Origin of the sequence: Bifidobacterium sp. M0399 (assembly GCF_016100595.1) — a bacterium.
GTDB lineage: Bacteria > Actinomycetota > Actinomycetes > Actinomycetales > Bifidobacteriaceae > Bombiscardovia > Bombiscardovia polysaccharolytica.
Genome location: NZ_JACFSD010000003.1, coordinates 295,819 through 312,804, shown reverse-complemented (window position 1 = coordinate 312,804; position 16,986 = coordinate 295,819). Strand labels below are relative to the sequence as shown.

16 protein-coding genes are annotated in these 16,986 nt (G+C 61.1%); 4 read left to right on the top strand and 12 right to left on the bottom strand.

Translation table 11 applies throughout. The annotated features are described in order from the left end of the window. Positions 1–3: 3 nt before the first annotated feature. The 6 genes from H3V09_RS08195 to H3V09_RS08170 all read right to left on the bottom strand — a co-directional run bounded on the left by H3V09_RS08195 (position 4) and on the right by H3V09_RS08170 (position 5,887). The gene (locus H3V09_RS08195; RefSeq protein WP_198191466.1) at positions 4–1,194 is read right to left on the bottom strand and encodes an App1 family protein; all 1,191 of its coding nucleotides are present in this window, start codon (positions 1,192–1,194) and stop codon (positions 4–6) included. Positions 1,195–1,204: 10 nt separating this feature from the next. After that, complete coding sequence (gcvH, locus tag H3V09_RS08190) at positions 1,205–1,618, bottom strand: glycine cleavage system protein GcvH (RefSeq protein ID WP_045935082.1); 414 nt, start codon at positions 1,616–1,618, stop codon at positions 1,205–1,207. 39 nt (positions 1,619–1,657) lie between these two features. Further along, positions 1,658–3,256, bottom strand: coding sequence for a L,D-transpeptidase (locus H3V09_RS08185; protein ID WP_198199050.1), 1,599 nt, complete (start codon positions 3,254–3,256; stop codon positions 1,658–1,660). An 86-nt stretch (positions 3,257–3,342) separates the two neighbouring features. Beyond that, on the bottom strand, positions 3,343–4,380 hold the full coding sequence (nudC, locus tag H3V09_RS08180) for an NAD(+) diphosphatase (RefSeq protein WP_198191468.1): 1,038 nt from the start codon (positions 4,378–4,380) through the stop codon (positions 3,343–3,345). Next, the gene (locus H3V09_RS08175; RefSeq protein WP_198191469.1) at positions 4,377–5,234 is read right to left on the bottom strand and encodes an alpha/beta fold hydrolase; all 858 of its coding nucleotides are present in this window, start codon (positions 5,232–5,234) and stop codon (positions 4,377–4,379) included. The genes nudC and H3V09_RS08175 overlap by 4 nt, the downstream gene beginning before the upstream one ends. Positions 5,235–5,257: 23 nt before the next feature. Further along, the gene (locus H3V09_RS08170) at positions 5,258–5,887 is read right to left on the bottom strand and encodes an NUDIX hydrolase family protein (RefSeq protein WP_046322519.1); all 630 of its coding nucleotides are present in this window, start codon (positions 5,885–5,887) and stop codon (positions 5,258–5,260) included. A 170-nt stretch (positions 5,888–6,057) separates the two neighbouring features. Here H3V09_RS08170 and trxA point away from each other — a divergent pair, with 170 nt between their 5' ends. Further along, positions 6,058–6,402: a thioredoxin gene (gene trxA, locus H3V09_RS08165; protein WP_110412466.1), complete on the top strand. Its 345-nt coding sequence runs from the start codon at positions 6,058–6,060 to the stop codon at positions 6,400–6,402. A 149-nt stretch (positions 6,403–6,551) separates the two neighbouring features. Further along, positions 6,552–7,559 (top strand): G5 domain-containing protein, encoded by a 1,008-nt coding sequence (locus tag H3V09_RS08160; protein WP_121912552.1) that lies wholly within the window; start codon positions 6,552–6,554, stop codon positions 7,557–7,559. Between the two features lie 649 nt (positions 7,560–8,208). Here H3V09_RS08160 and H3V09_RS08155 read toward each other — a convergent pair. Then, on the bottom strand, positions 8,209–9,609 hold the full coding sequence (locus H3V09_RS08155; protein WP_046322514.1) for an NCS2 family permease: 1,401 nt from the start codon (positions 9,607–9,609) through the stop codon (positions 8,209–8,211). Between the two features lie 219 nt (positions 9,610–9,828). On the opposite strand from H3V09_RS08155, the gene H3V09_RS08150 reads away from it, so the two are divergent. Next, positions 9,829–10,044 carry a hypothetical protein gene (locus H3V09_RS08150; protein WP_198191470.1) on the top strand — a complete coding sequence of 72 codons (216 nt, stop codon included), beginning with the start codon at positions 9,829–9,831 and terminating at the stop codon, positions 10,042–10,044. 4 nt (positions 10,045–10,048) lie between these two features. Here H3V09_RS08150 and H3V09_RS08145 read toward each other — a convergent pair whose 3' ends face one another. The 5 genes from H3V09_RS08145 to H3V09_RS08125 form a co-directional block, all read right to left on the bottom strand. Then, a complete protein-coding gene (locus H3V09_RS08145) occupies positions 10,049–11,035 on the bottom strand; it encodes an AEC family transporter (protein WP_198191471.1) in 987 nt (328 codons plus the stop codon). Positions 11,036–11,103: 68 nt separating this feature from the next. Continuing rightward, positions 11,104–11,883, bottom strand: coding sequence for a phosphate ABC transporter ATP-binding protein PstB (pstB, locus tag H3V09_RS08140; protein WP_024627440.1), 780 nt, complete (start codon positions 11,881–11,883; stop codon positions 11,104–11,106). Positions 11,884–11,914: 31 nt separating this feature from the next. Next, entirely contained in the window at positions 11,915–12,895 is a 981-nt protein-coding gene (gene pstA, locus H3V09_RS08135; RefSeq protein ID WP_198191472.1) for a phosphate ABC transporter permease PstA, read from the bottom strand. Further along, positions 12,892–13,845 carry a phosphate ABC transporter permease subunit PstC gene (pstC, locus tag H3V09_RS08130; protein WP_198191473.1) on the bottom strand — a complete coding sequence of 318 codons (954 nt, stop codon included), beginning with the start codon at positions 13,843–13,845 and terminating at the stop codon, positions 12,892–12,894. Before pstC ends, pstA begins: the two co-directional genes overlap by 4 nt. After that, the gene (locus tag H3V09_RS08125) at positions 13,842–14,990 is read right to left on the bottom strand and encodes a phosphate ABC transporter substrate-binding protein PstS (RefSeq protein ID WP_198191474.1); all 1,149 of its coding nucleotides are present in this window, start codon (positions 14,988–14,990) and stop codon (positions 13,842–13,844) included. The genes pstC and H3V09_RS08125 overlap by 4 nt, the downstream gene beginning before the upstream one ends. Before the next feature lie 328 nt (positions 14,991–15,318). Between H3V09_RS08125 and H3V09_RS08120 the strand changes: the two genes are divergently transcribed. Beyond that, positions 15,319–16,890: an MDR family MFS transporter gene (locus tag H3V09_RS08120; protein ID WP_198191475.1), complete on the top strand. Its 1,572-nt coding sequence runs from the start codon at positions 15,319–15,321 to the stop codon at positions 16,888–16,890. The last annotated feature ends 96 nt before the right edge of the window (positions 16,891–16,986 follow it).

Below are 16,986 nucleotides of genomic sequence, written 5' to 3'. Positions count from 1 at the left end.
CGATTATATTCGGGCACAACGACGCAGATAGGGCAGCAGGGTTCGCATCAAATTGGCGCCTGTGGTCCCGTAAAAGACCGGCACCTCCGTCACTGGCATCGGCTGGGTGGCAGTGCGTTTGATCAAGGTCCCCAGCCCGGTCTCCCGAGGACTCAGCTGACGGATGCCAATGGCCAGGACGCGGCCCGGATATTGCCGTACCACCTGGGCGAAGGTGGAGGGGTCGCTCTGCCCGTCGTCGCCCATGAGCACGAAGCGCATCTTGGGGAAGTCGGCCATGAGCTGGCGGACGAACTCCATCTTGTGCTGCACGATGGAGGGCACGAAGGTCTTGGGCCTGGGATCCAGATCCCGCAGCAGCAAGGGGCCAGCCGGAAAGCCGTGGTCGCGGATGAAAGCGCGTATGGATCCCTCCACATTCCAGGGCGAGGCCGACAGGTAGAAGAAAGGCATCCGGGGGTCCAGATCGCGGATGCGGTTGTAAAGCACGGCCATGCCCGGCACCGAGGACCGGCGGTGCGGGTCTGACAGGAGCAGGTTCCAGGCAGCCTTCCAATGATTGGGCACCTGGCTGATCATGATGGTGTCGTCCACGTCGGATATGACGCCGACAGGAGTCTGACCGGGCACAATGTATAAAGGCGCGTCGACGGGCCGGCGGCCCCGCACCTGGTAGGAGACCCGGTGCACGCCCGGGGTCAGCCGATGCTCGGCCACCAGATCCAGGTAGCCCGATCGGTCGGAGAAGACGGCATCCGCACTCAGGCTGCGGCTTGGATCCACGGCATCGTAGACCGAGGAATCGCCCACCTGGACCCTTCCGATGGCCGTACTGTCAATGGCCAGCCTGACCCTGGTCCTCGGCGCGGGTACGGTCAGCAGGCCGCGGATACCTCGAATGGCGGGATCTGCGCGTCTGCGGCCGTCGGTCAGAATGGTACGGCATATCAGCCGGGAATATGACTCGGTACCGTAGCCCACATAGGGTTGGACGTCGGCCGACCAGCCCAGGCGCCCGGTCATATTGATGGACAACCCCACCCAGAGGTCGAAGGCGCCAGTAATCAGGCGACGCAACAGACGAACCGGAGCTGGTCTGCTCTCGATGTCCTCCCCGGGCGCGGCTGAATCGAAGGTGGTGCTGACCGATCGGACCCGCAAGGGCCCTCCATTGCGGCCGGATCGCCTGGTCATAGCTAAACCGTCAGTTCAGGCTCTTCAGCAGCTGACCGTACTCCTCGGCGCTCATCAAGTCGGGCTCATCGTCCTCCAGGTCGATCTTGGCTATCCAGCCTTCCCCATAGGGGTCGGAGTTAATGACCTCCGGATCGTCCGAGGCTGCCCTGTTGACGTAGGCGATAGTACCCGCCACCGGGCAGACCACCGGCTCAACAGCCTTGGAGGACTCCAACTCAATGACCTCATCGCCGGCATCGACGTGTGTGCCGGTTTCGGGCAAGTCCAGAAAAACCAAGTCTCCCAGCTGGTCCGCCGCATACTCGGTCACGCCCATGGGCGCCGGGGATTGGCTGGGGTCGATCCAGACATGATCCTGGGAATACCGCAGGTGTTCGGGCACGTCCAAACGGGAAGTCCCATCACTGTGTTCATCACTCATGGTTCCAGCCTACTCGGCCATCTGCCGCAGCAAGTGCTCCTAGCGGGCCGAACCCGACGGAGCCTGTCCCACCACCTTGACCATGGTCCCGATCGGAGCGTTGTCAAAGACCCACTTGGCGTCCTGCTCATACATATTGATGCAACCGTGGGATCCGTATAGGGCAGGGTCGCCCTTGGCGATGCCGGTAGAGTTCCAATTGGCCGTGTGGAACCCCTCATCGCCGTTGTAGTAGGAGACCCATGTGATATTGGGCAAAACGTAGCCATCCCCGCGCATGGTCTGAACCGGATAGCGCAGATAAATGAAGAAGGTGCCGGTGTCGGACCATCTCCCGTCAGCGGGTTTGCCTGAGCATATGGGGAAGGTCTTGACCTGGGTGGTGCCGTGGTAGGCAGTGGCGGTCTGATCACTGAGGTTGACCTGAATCCACATGTCGCCGTCCGGCACGTCGTAGCGGGCCACACGGGTCTGCTCCTTGTGGGGTGTGATCTCGGCGCTCGCCTGTACTGGGTTCGTATCGCCCTGTTCCAATGCCTTGACAACCAAGTCTGCAGTGGCGGACACGTCCTTGACCCGGACACCGTCCACTCCCTTGGTGGTCTCGGCCACCACATCGCCCTTGGTGTTCTTGACATTGACGGCGGTGACCATGTCCCGATTCAGTTGCCGGGCCAGCTCCTGGTCCAGATACTGGTTGATGGCCTGCCGATCGAAGCCCAGCTCCATGGTCCCCTTGTCCAGATCGGTAACTGGCTTGACCCAGGTGGCCACGGTGGCGGCAGGAATGGTCATGAGGTCATTATCAGCACCCTTGATGACCAGATCCTTGGCCAGTCGTTGGTTGGCTTGAGAGGCCACCTTATTGGCAGTGTCCAGGCTGATGGGCATGGCCACATCCTTGTAGACCATCCCTACGGCCAGACGCCTGCCGGGCTTGTCTATCAAGGAGGAGACGGCATCCTGCACGCGGCCCAACTCAGGCGCCTTGCCGCTGCGACCCTCCTGGGCCCGGAAGGCATGCGCACCTTGATCGAAAACGATGGTTGAGGGAGCGGAGCGGTCCTGGCGGGGGATGAAATGTTCAGTCAGATACTTGTCCATGGCCAGCTGATCCCGCTCGGCCACCAGCGGCACAGCCTCGCCGTGGAAAGGGTTCAGCCGGGAGAGGCCTGCTGAGCCCTTGGCATTCATGACCTTGGTGACCGTGGCATCCGAATCCACGCTTACGCCCAGGTCCTTCAGCCCCGCCCGGGCGGATGTGCCTTCACCCTTGATCTCCACCTGGGAGTCACGTACCTGTCGATCGACGATCTGCCTGACCTGGTCCTTGGTCCGGCCCATCATGACCTGCCCTCCCAGGGTGACGCCGGGGGCCACCCGATCGCGGAAGAAGGCGCGGACGCCGAACCAGCAACCCACCAGAATCAGCACAGCCAAAAGCAACAGAGCCAGGATGGTACGTCCCCGATGACCGCTCGAAGGAGCCTTATGGCTGACACCTGCGCCGAAGGCCCGCTCTGCTTCCTCGTCGGCAAAGAGGTCCACAGGATCAGGCCCGTTGCCCATCGTCGGCGGCATGGTCACTGTTTCAGCCTGGTCGACATCAGAGATACGGGACTCTTCTTGCTCCTCCATAGCCATAACACACCTTTCGCTGCTTACAGTCCTTGAAATATCTTACGGCAAGACCAGGTCCGGGGGTGCAACACCACCCCAATGAATCAGAGCTCGCTGCCGTACCACTGCTCAATCATGTACCTGGCCACACTGGCCGCCTGGGGTATGCGCAACCGGCCCGAGGCCAGAGCAGCCCCGAATTCCTCCCGTGTGAACCAGTTGGCCTCATCGGTCTCCTCACCGTCCACCCGGATATTCGTATTCAGGGATCTGGCTCTGAAAGCCACCATCAGCGATGAAGGGAAGGGCCAGGGCTGGGAGCCCAGATACCGCATCTCGCCCAGGTTCAGGCCCACCTCTTCCATGGTCTCCCGTCGGACTGCATGCTCCAGATTCTCCCCAGCCTCGACGAATCCTGCAGTGACCGAGCGAAAGCCAGGAGCCCACTTCCGGTTGTGCTGGAGCAGAAGCCGATCGCGACCGTCCACAACGGCCATGATCACTGCAGGCTCAATGCGGGGAAAGAGCGTGTGTTTGTCCCCTGACGCATTCCCCTGGCAAATCTGAGCCCATCCGGCCTGGCAAGGATGGACCGGTGCACCACATCGAGGGCAGAAGGCCTGGCGTTCATGCCATATGGACAGAGCGACCGCACAGGTTGCCAGGCCCACCTGGCGCGGACGGCCATGTGGGGCATACTCACGCAGGGCAAGCCAGTCAAAGCGCTGATCCGCAGCCTGAGCCAGGTCACGAAGAGGGGCTTGGACAACCCGATGTGCACAGGCAAGATTCAGATCCAGGGCCAGCCAGGCCTGCTGACCGGCCTTCCCCAGGTAGTAGCAGGGCGGCTCGGGCCGGTCAGTCGAGCCCGCCAAAGGACCTCGCAAATATGCAGCGGGCAGGGTGGCCAGACGGATGCTGGCTCCAGTTCGGCCGGCCAGAACCCCCTTGCCCCTGGGCACAGCCACCCTGTCGCCCCGGACCAGGATGATCCCAGTGCCGTCCTGGTCCAGCAGGTGGGCAAGCAGCCCGGGCTGCTGCCGAGACGCCGTGTCATAATCCACATCCCCCTGAGCCAGGGGCAGGAAGGACAGGGGTCCAGTAAGTGCCAGCGGGGAGAAGACCGTCCCGGAATCGCTCATGACTGTCCCCCCACGCGACGAACCAGGTCCAGCAGGGCGGCGGCCACCTGATCCGGATGCTCGACGGCGCTGAAGTGGCCGCAGTCTTCGATGGCAGTGAAAGTGACATCGGTTCCAGCCTGACGCATGGTCTGGGCCAACGGCTCCATAGTACTTGGGGGGCTGGAGGGATCGCAGCGGCCGCTGACCAGGGCCACGGGCACTCTGATACGGCCGGCCAGATCGCTCTGATCCGGACGGCCTGCAGCCATCCGCTCCCGCCAGGCGATGCCCCGGGGATCCTGGGACTGTATCCATTCGGCCATAGTCTGCACGAAGGCGGGCGAACGCTTGACCGTGGAATCGTCTTCCTGGGGCCTGGCGAAATGCATGACCGGATCAAGCGTCCCCTCCACCTCACAGGTTCGGGCGATCCGCAGCCGGTTGGCACGGGAGGCCGGACGGTCAGCCATCATGGTGGTGTCACATAAGGCCAGCCCGGCCACCATCCGCGGATAGAGCCTGGCTACGGCCTCGACCAGATAGCCTCCCATGGAAAGTCCGACCCAGATGGCCTTCTGCGCTCCCGTGGCGGCAATCATGTCCACAAAGGCTTGAGCCATGGCATCCAATGCACCAGGAAGAGCGCCATCAGAATCTTTCGGACCACAGGAAGCCGGCCCAGGCAGAGGGCAATCGCCTGCTCCTGGCATATCTGGCGCATAGACCGGAAAGGGCTCCATACCCGCACGATCTGCCTGCGCAATCAGAGAGGCCGCGCACCGATCCCACATGCGGTGGTCCACAGGGAAAGCATGGACCAGGACCAGTGGCAGCCCCTTCCCAGGACGATATACGGTATTGGCAATGGTCATGCCCGCCTCCAAGGATTCGCGATTCACAGTGCACCGGCCCATGTCAGGGCGCTCATCAGCACCTTGCCATGCCCGCCGGGCATCTGGCTCATGAAGGACTCCAGCATGTCCCCTTTGGGATCGATCCACTCCACATCCAGGGTCTCATCTTGGGGCTTGCAGTCCCCGGCCACCGGCACCAGATAGCACAGCGCGATGGCATGCTGGCGCGGATCGTAGTACTCCGAAACCCCTGGCGTGGGGAAAAACTCAGCCACGGTGAAAGGCTGCGGGCTGGCAGGCAGCATGGGCAGGGCCAGCTGGCCCAGATCCTTGGCGATGTTTCTGGCCAGAGCCTCTCTGATGGTCTCGTGGTAGAGGATCCGTCCGGTGATCAGGGTGCGCTCGATGTTGCCCTGATCATCCACGCGCAAAAGCGTACCCACCTGGGTGACTGCACTCATGTCATCCACACGAACCGGAACTACCTCCACATAGGGCATGGGCAGGCAGCGCCGAGCACGGTCGATGGAGTCACGGTCCAGCCATCCGGGGGGATTCGAGCCCGAAAAACCCCGGTTGAAATCCTCAGGGGTGATGTGTGAGAAGGCGCCACGGTCGCGATCGGCATCGAAGTCGTCATCATCGGGAATCTCGTCGTTCAGCACTGGCATGGCTCCATTATCCGCACCAGGCTTGACCGCCCACGGGACCCCGGCGGACATCTCCACCCAGAGCATATTCGGGCGCTTTCTCCAGCCTTGATGGAATGCTGATGATTGAAAGCGGTTGCTAAGCACGGGAGCTTCCCGCGCAACAGTCAACGACTTCAAGGAGCGTTATCATGGCCACCACGACTATTACTTCGGAAAACTTCGAACAAACCATCAAGGACAACGACCTGGTGCTGATTGACTTCTGGGCCACCTGGTGCGGACCCTGCAAGGCCTTCGGGCCTATCTTCGAGAAGGCTTCGCAGGCCAACTCCGACATCGTCTTCGGCAAGGTGGACATCGACCAGAACCAGGATCTGGCTGCGGCCGCAGACATCCAGGCGGTGCCCACGCTGATGATCACCAAGCAGGGCCAGATTATCTTCAAGCAGGCCGGTGCGCTCAGGTCTTCGGATCTGGACGACCTGATCGACCAGGCACGCAAGGCCGATCTGTCAACCCCGGCACAGGCCTGAGTCGGTCGAGTTGGCCCCACAGCCGATTTGCACTAAAGTAGTGATGTGTTTGTCCAGTGACCCTTTCGGTCTTACCGGAAGCATGAGGTCGATAGGAAGCGTTAAGTCGACTGATCACTGAGGATCTGTCGGTCCAACAGAGGAGAGTAATGGCGAACCACCGTAGAGGACGGATGAGTGCGGTCAAGGCTCTGACCAAGCGTCAGTGGCTGCGGTTGGCTGCCGGTGTCACTGTTCTCGGCATGGTCGTTGGCGCAGGCTTCGTCTCGCGCGACTTCTACACATCCACTGAAAACTCGGCCAAGTCAGGCGTGACATCCTATTCAGCCACTCAAGATGTAAACACGGTGTCCCGCGGCAGCACCAGGCAGGCCATCCGCAACGGTGCGGGCGGCGCTAACGCGAACACCTCCTATGTGAGTGTGCAGATCAACGGGAAGAACAAGGTGGTCCTGGGCACTGGCTTCACCGATGTCAAATCCGTGCTGGAGGCCGGGGACATCACTCTGCAGCCTGGAGACCAGATCACACCCTCTCTGACCACTCGTGTCGATGAGAAGACCGTCATCCGTATCGACCGGGCCGGCGCCCAGGTCAAAACGGACGAGTCGCCCATCCCCTTCAACACCATTGAAGAGAAGACCGACTCCCTCCCGGCGGGGACCACCAAGGTCAAGACGGAGGGACAGAACGGCGTCATGGAGACCACCAGCCTGGTCACCGCAGCCGGCAACAAGCATCTGACCAGCAACATCTTCGCCTCCTTCGTCAAGACGGTCCCCGTCGACAAGGTGGTCCTGGTGGGCACCGGCGGTGGCACCCCCGCACAGGCCGGCTCGACCACCACTACAGTCCCTGTGGGCGAAGCCCAAAGCATCGCCCACGGTCTGGTCACCTCCCGCGGCTGGGGAGAAGACCAGTTCACCTGCCTGGTGCAGCTGTGGAATAAGGAGTCCGGCTGGCGAACCAACGCATCCAACCCATCGGGCGCTTATGGCATTCCTCAGGCATTGCCCGGCAGCAAGATGGCCTCGGCCGGTCCCAACTGGCAGACTGATGCTCATACCCAGATTGTTTGGGGCCTGGGCTATATCCAGGGCCGTTATGGGACTCCCTGTGGTGCTTGGGCTCAATCCCAGGCATCCAACTGGTACTGATCCATTTTCCTACCACCTGAACCAGGAATCCCCGACAGACTTCTCATAGTCTGCCGGGGATTTTCTATATAGGGCAATCTATACAGGGCCACCAATCATCCCGTCATTTTGATTATCCGTTTTGGACTTGAGCGCAATGTTTGCTCACCACAAAATCAGCAGTATGGTAGACAACAACCAGGATTTATTAAACCAGAACCCTTGGTCGGCCATGCGACGCAGATCATTCGCTCCCTTGTCAAGATGCCTCCTATCAACCGGGTATCTTTTTGTCGTCTTCGGAGCAGAAACGGGACTGTCCTCGCACCAGCCGTTAGGCCCGCGCCGAGAAAACCGAGACACCATTTTGAAGCTCAATGTGACTTCGCAACCCATAAAAATGGCGCTATATCCCCCCCCCCTTAATCCATCCTGGCTCCCACCTTTTCAGGGGGGGGGGGAACGGGACGAGGGATATCAGCTTGCTTTATAACAGGATTGCCAGTTGAAGCCGCTCAACCAGATCACGGACCAGTAGGGCCTCGCCACTACACATGCGGCGAGGCCCTACTGCTTTGTTGTGTATTTTCTCTCAGTCTCCCCTAGCCAGCAGCTCGCCAAGACCGAATCCTGCACAACTTGGATAGACCTGGAATTCGAAAACCTTGTTCTAGAGGACAGCCTGAAGCACGAAGTCCAGGATGAAGAGGGCCGAGACCGCCCAGATGATGGGGTGGACCTCCTTGCCCTTGCGCTTGCAGACCATGGTCAGGCAGTAGGTGATGAAACCGGCAGCCACGCCATAGGAGATGGAGTAGGCGAAGCCCATGAAGATGGCCGTGAAGAAGGCCGGAATGGCCTCAGACAGCTCGCCCCACTCGATCTCAGCGAAGGAGCTCATCATCATGCAACCCACAATGACCAGGACGGGTGCGGTGGCCGCCGATGGCACGGCCGAAATCAAGGGGGCGAAGACGGCACTGAGCGCAAAGCAGGCGGCGATGACCACCGAGGTCAGTCCGGTTCGGCCACCAGCTGCAATGCCCGCTGCAGACTCCACATAGGTAGTGGTGTTGGAGGTGCCGAAGAGGGCGCCGATGGAGGTTGCGGTGGCATCGGCGAACAGGGCCTTGTCCATCTTGGAGCTGAAACCACGACCGGTTTCCAGAGCCTGCTCGTCTTCGGCGGAGAAGATGCCTGAGCGCCGGCCGGTGCCCACAAAGGTACCGATGGTGTCGAAGGTGTCCGACAGGGAGAAGGCGAAGATGGTCACCAGAACCACTGGCAACTTGGCCGGGTCAGAGAAGAGAGCAGGAAAGCCCTCCGGACTGAAAATGGCCAGGAAGGTCTGCGGCAGCTGTGACCAGGCCTGGCCCAGATCGACCGACTTGGCCATGCTGGTGACCCCCATGGGAATGCCCAGCAGCGTGACCGCGATGATGGCGATGACAAAGGCACCTTTGTTGATGAAGCCCAAATGACCCTTGAACTTGAAGATCAGGAGGAAGACGGTCAGCAACAAGCCAATGACGAAGAGGATGACTCCTGGTGTGTTGAAGGTGGTCAGTCCAGGGTTGGCACCTGCTGCCGAGGTCTTGTCGGGTGTGAACTTGATGATGCCCACATTGAGCAGACCCACATAGGCGATGAAGACACCGATGCCGCCGCCGATGGCGTGCTGAAGCAGGGGCGGAATGGCCTGGATGATCATCTTGCGCAGCTTGGTGGCCGTGACCAGGATGTTGATCAGTCCGCACAGGAAGACCATGCACATGGTCTGCTGCCAGGTGAAGCCCAGCCCCTTGACTACGGTGAAGGTAAAGAAGGCATCCAGCCCGACTCCTGGCGCCACGCCGTAGGGCACGTTGGCCACCAGTCCCATGATCAGGGTGCCGATGATCGCAGCGATCAATGTGGCGAGAAAGACGGCACCCCAGGGCATGCCCGCCGTGGAAAGCACCGAAGGATTCACCACAATGATGTAGGCCATGGCAAAGAAGGTGGTGATGCCTGCTACCACTTCCGTAGAGACTGTGGTATTATTATCCGAAAGCCGAAATAGCTTATGCATATTCGATTCCTTATTGTCTTATTTGGCGATGAGACAAGAGAAGAATATCACGAGCACTCGGCTTTTTCTGTTACAAGCCCCCTGTTCCCAACCTTCTATCGGCTCCAATACCAACTCAACACTTTTCTCTAACTTATAATCGGCATACCTGCACGGCCCTGAAGCCGTCCTCATAGACGGGGATGGGCTGACGGATGCAATACTTTCAAGGAGGGGTATATGGCCAGGAACAATCATTGGGATCAGGACGATCAGAAGCAGTATCAGCATGTGCACGACAGCGAAGTCGATCGTGGCCAGGATGAGCGCGTTGCCGAACGGATCGCAGCAGCCACGGTCAACAAGCAGCGCACCCGCGAGGGCCGCACCCTGCGTCAGGAGCAGGAGCGCCGCGACCAGGGCGAGGACGATAAGAAAACCAACAAGAAGGACTGAATCCTCAGAGGGCGCCCATCAGCAGATGCGCCAAGACCATGAGCACCGCACCGATCACCGCGGTCAGGGCCAGGGTGAATCCCGCCAGTCGGGCGTTGCCAAGAACCTTGTCAGTGAACATGGTGGCGAATACCGCCGTCGGAGCCAGGCAACACAAGGCCACCGCCTGACGGATCAACGGTTCGAAGGGGAGCAGATACCATGCGGCCGTCGCGAACAGGATGCCGAAGGGCAGTCGCCAGGCCAGAATCTGCAATACGGACTTGACATCATCCCGTCCGCCGGGCAAGTCCATGAGCATACCCACCATAAGCATGGAGCAGAAGGCGTTGGCCGCCGACAATGGACGGGTGATCTGGGCTGACCAGTCCGGCAGCGAGATCCCGGTCAGCATGAGGACCACCATGACCATGTAGGTGTCGAAGGAGGGCGAGCTCAGGAAACCCTTGGCTATGGAGATGGCTGCGGCCTTGCGATGAAGTTTGCGGGCATCAGGGTCGTCCAGCTTGACCGGCTCCCCTGCATCGGGATCCAGGGACTGACCCGGTCGAATATGCAGAAGCCCCTGGGTCATGACGTTGGTCCCGGCAGAGACCATGACCGAGTTGCCGATGTCGAACATGGCGGCGGGCACCAGGGCCGCCGTGCCAAGCAGCGACTGAAGCATAGGGAAGCAGAAGCATCCGATGTTGAAACCCGATCCGTTGAGCATAAGAAAAGCCCGCTGAGCTGTAGGACGATGCCTGCTGGTCAGAAAGATGGCCAGTGGCGGAATCAGCGAGGCGATGAAAGCGAAGGCCGAGACCAGAAGCAGGCTCGGATTGTGGGGGTTGGTGGCGAAGGAGTAGATGATGGCACCAGGCAGGACCAGATCGAACACAATGGTCTGCAACACCCGGTAGTCCAGCGGACGAAAGAAGCCAAAACGCTTGAACAGGTAACCCACCAGGATAATGCCCAAGAGGGTGGCCGGTTCCAGCAATACTCCCATGCCGTCGCTCCTTCCATGGATGCCGGAACCATGATACCTGACGGGCGGGTGCGCAGACCGGTTCTGTCTCAGCCGAAGCGACCGGAGATGTAACGCTCGGTGTCCGGCTCGTGCGGGTTGGAGAAGATGGTGGTGGTGTCGTCCATCTCCACCAGGTGGCCGGGCTGACCCACGGCCTTGAGGTTGAAGAAGGCCGTATAGTCCGAGACCCTGGCGGCCTGCTGCATGTTATGGGTGACGATGACGATGGTGTAGTCCCGTTTTAGCTCGTTGATCAGATCCTCCACAGCCAGGGTGGAGATGGGATCCAGGGCCGAGCAGGGTTCGTCCATGAGCAGGACCTGCGGGTGCACGGCCACGGCACGGGCAATGCAGAGCCGTTGCTGCTGACCGCCTGAGAGCCCGATGCCCGGCTTGTCCAGGCGATCCTTGACCTCGTTCCAAAGATTGGCACCGCGCAGGGCCCACTCCACCAGATCGTCCGCGTCGGATTTGGCGATGTGCTTCTTGTTGAGCCGTATGCCGGCCAGGACGTTCTCCCGGATGGACATGGTAGGGAAGGGATTGGCCCTCTGAAAGACCATGCCCACGTCCCTCCGCACCTCGACCGGATCCACATCCGGCCCATAGAGGTCGCGACCTTCCAGCAGCACCTGCCCGCTCACATGCGCCCCCGGTGTGATCTCGTGCATGCGGTCCAGGGTGCGCAGGACCGTGGACTTGCCGCAGCCGGAGGGACCGATGAAGGCGGTGACCTTGTTGGCCTGGATGCGCATGTTTACGTCCTGGACGGCCAGGAAGTCGCCGTAGTAGACGTTGAGGTGGTTGATGTCTATGCGTTGGCCCATGTTCCGGCCTCCGTTTCTCTCATGGCGGCGCTCAACGGGTCCGCCCAACAGCAAAGATGCGAGAGACCAGCCGCCCCAGCAGGTTGAGCAGCAGGACGATAAGGATAAGCACCAAGGCCGCAGCCCAGGCCCGCTGCATGTGAATGTCGGTCAGGCATCCCGGGTCAGCGCCCGGCCCGCAGACGGCCAGTCCCTGGGAATACTCGTTGTAGACGAAGACCGGCAGGGTGGTCATCCTCCCGGAGAAGAGGTTGGGGTTGGTAGTGGCGATGAAACCCGAGGCTATCAGCAGAGGCGCCGTCTCCCCGATGACCCGTGCCACAGCCAGGATGGTCCCCGAAACGATGCCAGGCAAGGCTGTGCGCAGAACAATGCTGGTGATGGTCCGCTGCTTGGTCACCCCCAGGGCATAGGCCGCCTCTCGCAGGTCGTTGGGAACCACGGCCAGCATATCCTCGGAGGTCTTGACCACCGTGGGCAGCATGAGCAGGGAGAGGGCCACCGAACCGGCCAGACCGTTGACGGTGCCTGGCCCAACCACCAGGGCGAACATGGAGAAGGCGAAGAGACCGGCCACGATGGAGGGAATTCCGCTCATCACGTCCACCATAAGACTGATGGCCTTGGCCAGACGACCTCCATGGGCGTATTCGACCAGGTAGACCGCGCACATGACACCCACCGGAATGGATATGACCATGGAGCCAAAGGTAATCTCCAAGGTGCCGATTGCCGCGTGCAGGATGCCGCCATAGCCTCCGGAAGGCGTGGGGTTGCCGCCCACCACCCCGCTCATGTTGTGGGTGAGGAAGTCAGGCGTCAGCCGTCGCGCCCCCCTGGACAGACTGACCCAGAGCACCGAGACCAGCGGGATCAAGGCGACCAGGAAGGAGAGCCCGATCAGGACGGTCATCAGCCGGTCCTTGCGCTTGCGTGCCCGGATGGAAGACCTGGTTGGTCTGAAGCGGTCAAAGTCGATGACCGGTCCGCGATCAGTTCGGCTTGCCATCATGCACCCGCCTTTGCTGTGATCCTGCGCGCCAGATAGTTGACGATGAAGGTGATGATGAAGAGGACCAGACCGGTGGCCACCAGGAGGGCCACGCCCTGGGAGTCCGCCTCGGGGAACTGAGCGGCGATGTTGGCGGCGATGGTCTGGCTTTTCGAAGCCTGCAGCAGCCGCAGGGAGTAGCTGAAGCCGGGCGAAAGGATCATCAGCACCGCCATGGTCTCGCCCAGGGCGCGTCCCAACCCCAGCATGGAGGCTGAAATGATGCCCGAACGGCCGAAGGGCAGGACCGCAAGCCGGATCATCTCCCACTTGGTGGCGCCCAGGGCCAAGGCGGCCTCCTGCTGCAGCCGAGGGGCCTGGATCAGGATGTCACGGGTGACTGAGGTGATGATGGGCAGGATCATGACCGCCAACACCAGGGCCACCGTGGCCACGGACCGGGCCGGGGCTGCAACGGGTCCGGAAAAGAGCGGAATCCATCCCAAATGGACAGACAGCCAGCGCCAGAAACCAGTGATATTGGGAACCAGGACCAGAGCCCCCCAGAGCCCGTAGACCACCGAGGGCACGGCGGCCAGCAGGTCAATCACCGTGCTGAGCAGCGTGGACAGGCGGTTGGGAGCGTAGTAGCCAATGAAGAGAGCGATGCCCAGGGAGACGGGGAAGGCCAAGAGCAAAGCCAGGCCGGCAATCAGAATGGTGCCGAAAACCAGCGGGCCCACATAGCCCAGGAAGCTGCTCGCCCGTCCACCGCTCAGGGAGAGTATGGCCTGGTTGCGGGAATCAGGGTCTCCGGTGAAGGCCGGAAAAGCGCGCAGAATCAGAAAGAGGGTGACCGCAGCCAGGGCCAGCAGGATCAGGATACCGGCCCCGGTGGCGCAGGCCTTGAAGATCCGATCCACCCGTTTGGCCTTGTTCAGGGTTGCGGTCTCGTCAGGTTTGTCGCTCATGACTTCCCCCCGATGGTCTCTACCGAGGCCATGGCCTGGGCGCGCAGCCCCTGCCCCAGCTCGGCGCTGCCCGCATTGGCCGCGGCCATGCGCTGACCCTGCTCGCTCAGCAGATAGGTCAGCCAGGCCTTAGCGAACCGGGCCTTGGATCCGTCCCGATCATCTCGATAGGCGGTGCATACCACGTCGTAGGAAACCAGGACGATCGGATAGGTGTGCTCCTGGGTGGTGCGGTGGTTCACGGTCAGGACCACCCTGCCAGGCTGACTGGCCTGAGGATCCCGCTGGGCCGCATCCAGCAGGTTGGCCACGGTCTTGGCTGTAGGCGGCTGCCAGGTCTTCCCCACCTGGACGGCCACGGTGCCTAAACCGGTGGTCTGGGCCGCGTCAGCATAGCCAAAGGTACCCTGTGCCTGGTTCATGGTCATGACCACTCCGGCAGTGCCCTTGGCACCCTGCCCCAGGTCGTTGGGCCAATTCTCGCCCGCTGGATAAGGCCAGGCGGACCCGGCCGTGTCGTGCAGATAGGAGAGGAAACTTTTCGTGGTGCCCGACTTGTCCGAACGATGAATCACAGTGATGTCCAAGTCGGGCAAATTGGCTCCCGGATTGAGCGCTGCGATGCGCGAATCACGCCAGTTGGTGACCTTTCCGGAGAAAATCATGGCAATCAGAGCCGGGTCCATCCGTAGATGGCCATCTGAACCCTTGGGCCACAAATCAGGCAGATTGTAGGCCACAGCAATCGGGGTGGCGTAAACGGGCAGGTCAAAGGCCGTGCCGGAACCGCAAACCTTACGCGAGCGCTCAAGCTGATCACTGGTCAGCGGCGCATCGGTGCCGGCCCAGATGGTTGAGCCTGACAGGAAGGCGTTGACCCCAGCACCGGAACCTGCCGGATCGTAAGAAATACGTGCCCCAGGATGCTGCTTGCGGAAGCCGGCTATCCAGGCCTCGTCAGCGCTCTGCTGGGAGGATGCGCCAGATCCGGCGAACTCGCCCTGGAAGACGGCCTGATCTGCAGTATTGCCCGTTCCGCTGCCTTCGACGGGGACATTGTCGCCGCAGGCCGCCAGGGAAATCATCATTGCCAAGGACATGAGGAGGGCCGGGAATCTGCCACGACCATGACCATGTGCGTGCATGCTACCTACCTTGACCGCCGTTTCATTTCAAACGTCTGTCCTCATCAGCCCGTGTTGGACCCTTCCGTATTCACATTACCGAAGCTCGCCTCACACAGCATACTGGAAACGCTGACCGCCGGACAAGGTCGCCACATCCGCGTCAGCCATGTGGAAAAACCCAATCACAATCCACAGCCGGGTATATTATAAGGTCATTGTCAGACGCTTAGCTCTCTTGTTCTTTTCTTAGTGTCACCGGTATCGGTATGCCCTGATTTGCTTTCTAGGACGGCACCGCGGGGAGCGGTATGCGCAATGAGGACTAACCCGAAGGAAGTGGTGGTGCATGAGGAAGCAGGAGCTCGCCAAGCAAGGGCGGACCCTCAGCAAGGACGGAGCCTTCGTCAACGGGAGGCTCACCCATGAGGCCTTCCTTTCGCTGGCCATCCTGACCGTCATCACCTTCCTGGGCAACTTCACCCAGCTGCAGCTGGCTTCGGCCCTACCCACCATTGTGGACGAGTTCCACATCACCCTGACCACCGGCCAGTGGCTGACCTCGGTATTCCAGCTGGTCATGGGCGTCATGGTGCCGTTGACCGGTTTCCTGACCAAGCGCTTCTCCACCAGGCAGATCGTCATCACCTCCATGGCCGTCTTCACCCTGGGGTCGCTGCTGAGCTGGCAGTCGCAGACCTTCGCCCTGGTCCTGCTGGGCCGCATTCTTGAGGCCATAGGCACGGGAACCATGTGGCCCGTTCTGCAGATCACTGTCTTCTCCATCTATCCGCTGGCCAAGCGCGGCATGGCCATGGGCACCGTGGGCCTGGCCATGAGCGTGGCCCCGGCCATCGGCCCGACCTTGGGCGGCTGGCAGACGGACGCCAACGGCTGGCGCTCCATCTTCCTGACGCTGAGCATCTGCGGGGCTGTTGCGCTGCTCCTGTCCATCTTCGGCCTGCGCAACTTCGGCCAGCGCGACACCAGCGTCAAAGCTGACTTCTTCTCGGTGGCCCTGTCCATCTTCGGGTTCGGCGGGCTCATGTTCGGCTTCACCAACATCGAGAACTTCCCCATCACCTCCTTCATGACCTGGCCCTTCATGCTGGTCGGCCTGATCGGGATCATCTGGTTCGTGCTTCGCCAGCTCCACCACGACAAGCCCTTGCTGGACCTGCATGTGCTGCGGATCAAGAACTTCACCGTGGGCACCATCATCGCATCCATGTCCTTCTTCGCGTTCAGCTCGGTCACCGTCATCCTGCCCATGTATATCCAGACGGATCGCGGCTTTTCAGCCACCATGAGCGGTCTGGTCATGCTTCCAGGGGCCATCGGCACCGCTATCGCCCAGTTCTTCGGCGGCCGGCTGCTGGACCGTTGGGGTGCACGACCCGTGGCTATGACCGGTTGCTCGGTCCTGCTGCTGGGCACCATCGCCATGAGCATGATCAGCGCCAATACCTGGATCGGCCTGGTCTCCATCTGCCAGTTCATCCGTCAGATCGGCATGGGCTTCACCCTGATGCCCTTGACCACCTGGTCTCTGAACAACCTGGCTCCCAAGGACGTTTCGGCCGGTTCGGCCGTCACCAACACGGCCCGGCAGATCGCCGGCGCTGTCGGAGCCCCCATCCTGGTCATCCTCATGGAGACCATCACCACCCTGCGCCACAACGCCATGGGCGGCGGCCACTCCACCCAGATCGCAGCCAACATCTTCGGCGTGCAGTGGGCCCTGCGCATTTCAGCACTGATCTGCCTGGGCATGGTCCTGCTGGTCTACTTCGGCGTTCGTGGAAACGGTGCTGGCTCCGGCCGCCAGATGACCCGCATGCTCCTGCGCCACATGCACATCATCCACACCGACGCCCCTGCCCTCACAGCCTCCGCCGCCGACTCCAAAACCCAGGACTGATCACCGAAGAATCTTCCTCCGGCACCTGCTGAATCTGGGCAGATTCATCGCAAGCTGCAAGATAGACAGGCTGGTAATACAAGATGTCAATCGAAA

What these genes read in the sequence shown, in the direction of transcription:
- H3V09_RS08195 (WP_198191466.1), bottom strand. Translation starts at nt 1,194, where the DNA reads ATGACCAGGCGATCCGGCCGCAATGGAGGGCCCTTGCGGGTCCGATCG.
- gcvH (WP_045935082.1), bottom strand. Translation starts at nt 1,618, where the DNA reads ATGAGTGATGAACACAGTGATGGGACTTCCCGTTTGGACGTGCCCGAA.
- H3V09_RS08185 (WP_198199050.1), bottom strand. Translation starts at nt 3,256, where the DNA reads ATGGAGGAGCAAGAAGAGTCCCGTATCTCTGATGTCGACCAGGCTGAA.
- nudC (WP_198191468.1), bottom strand. Translation starts at nt 4,380, where the DNA reads ATGAGCGATTCCGGGACGGTCTTCTCCCCGCTGGCACTTACTGGACCC.
- H3V09_RS08175 (WP_198191469.1), bottom strand. Translation starts at nt 5,234, where the DNA reads ATGACCATTGCCAATACCGTATATCGTCCTGGGAAGGGGCTGCCACTG.
- H3V09_RS08170 (WP_046322519.1), bottom strand. Translation starts at nt 5,887, where the DNA reads ATGCCAGTGCTGAACGACGAGATTCCCGATGATGACGACTTCGATGCC.
- trxA (WP_110412466.1), top strand. Translation starts at nt 6,058, where the DNA reads ATGGCCACCACGACTATTACTTCGGAAAACTTCGAACAAACCATCAAG.
- H3V09_RS08160 (WP_121912552.1), top strand. Translation starts at nt 6,552, where the DNA reads ATGGCGAACCACCGTAGAGGACGGATGAGTGCGGTCAAGGCTCTGACC.
- H3V09_RS08155 (WP_046322514.1), bottom strand. Translation starts at nt 9,609, where the DNA reads ATGCATAAGCTATTTCGGCTTTCGGATAATAATACCACAGTCTCTACG.
- H3V09_RS08150 (WP_198191470.1), top strand. Translation starts at nt 9,829, where the DNA reads ATGGCCAGGAACAATCATTGGGATCAGGACGATCAGAAGCAGTATCAG.
- H3V09_RS08145 (WP_198191471.1), bottom strand. Translation starts at nt 11,035, where the DNA reads ATGGGAGTATTGCTGGAACCGGCCACCCTCTTGGGCATTATCCTGGTG.
- pstB (WP_024627440.1), bottom strand. Translation starts at nt 11,883, where the DNA reads ATGGGCCAACGCATAGACATCAACCACCTCAACGTCTACTACGGCGAC.
- pstA (WP_198191472.1), bottom strand. Translation starts at nt 12,895, where the DNA reads ATGATGGCAAGCCGAACTGATCGCGGACCGGTCATCGACTTTGACCGC.
- pstC (WP_198191473.1), bottom strand. Translation starts at nt 13,845, where the DNA reads ATGAGCGACAAACCTGACGAGACCGCAACCCTGAACAAGGCCAAACGG.
- H3V09_RS08125 (WP_198191474.1), bottom strand. Translation starts at nt 14,990, where the DNA reads ATGCACGCACATGGTCATGGTCGTGGCAGATTCCCGGCCCTCCTCATG.
- H3V09_RS08120 (WP_198191475.1), top strand. Translation starts at nt 15,319, where the DNA reads ATGAGGAAGCAGGAGCTCGCCAAGCAAGGGCGGACCCTCAGCAAGGAC.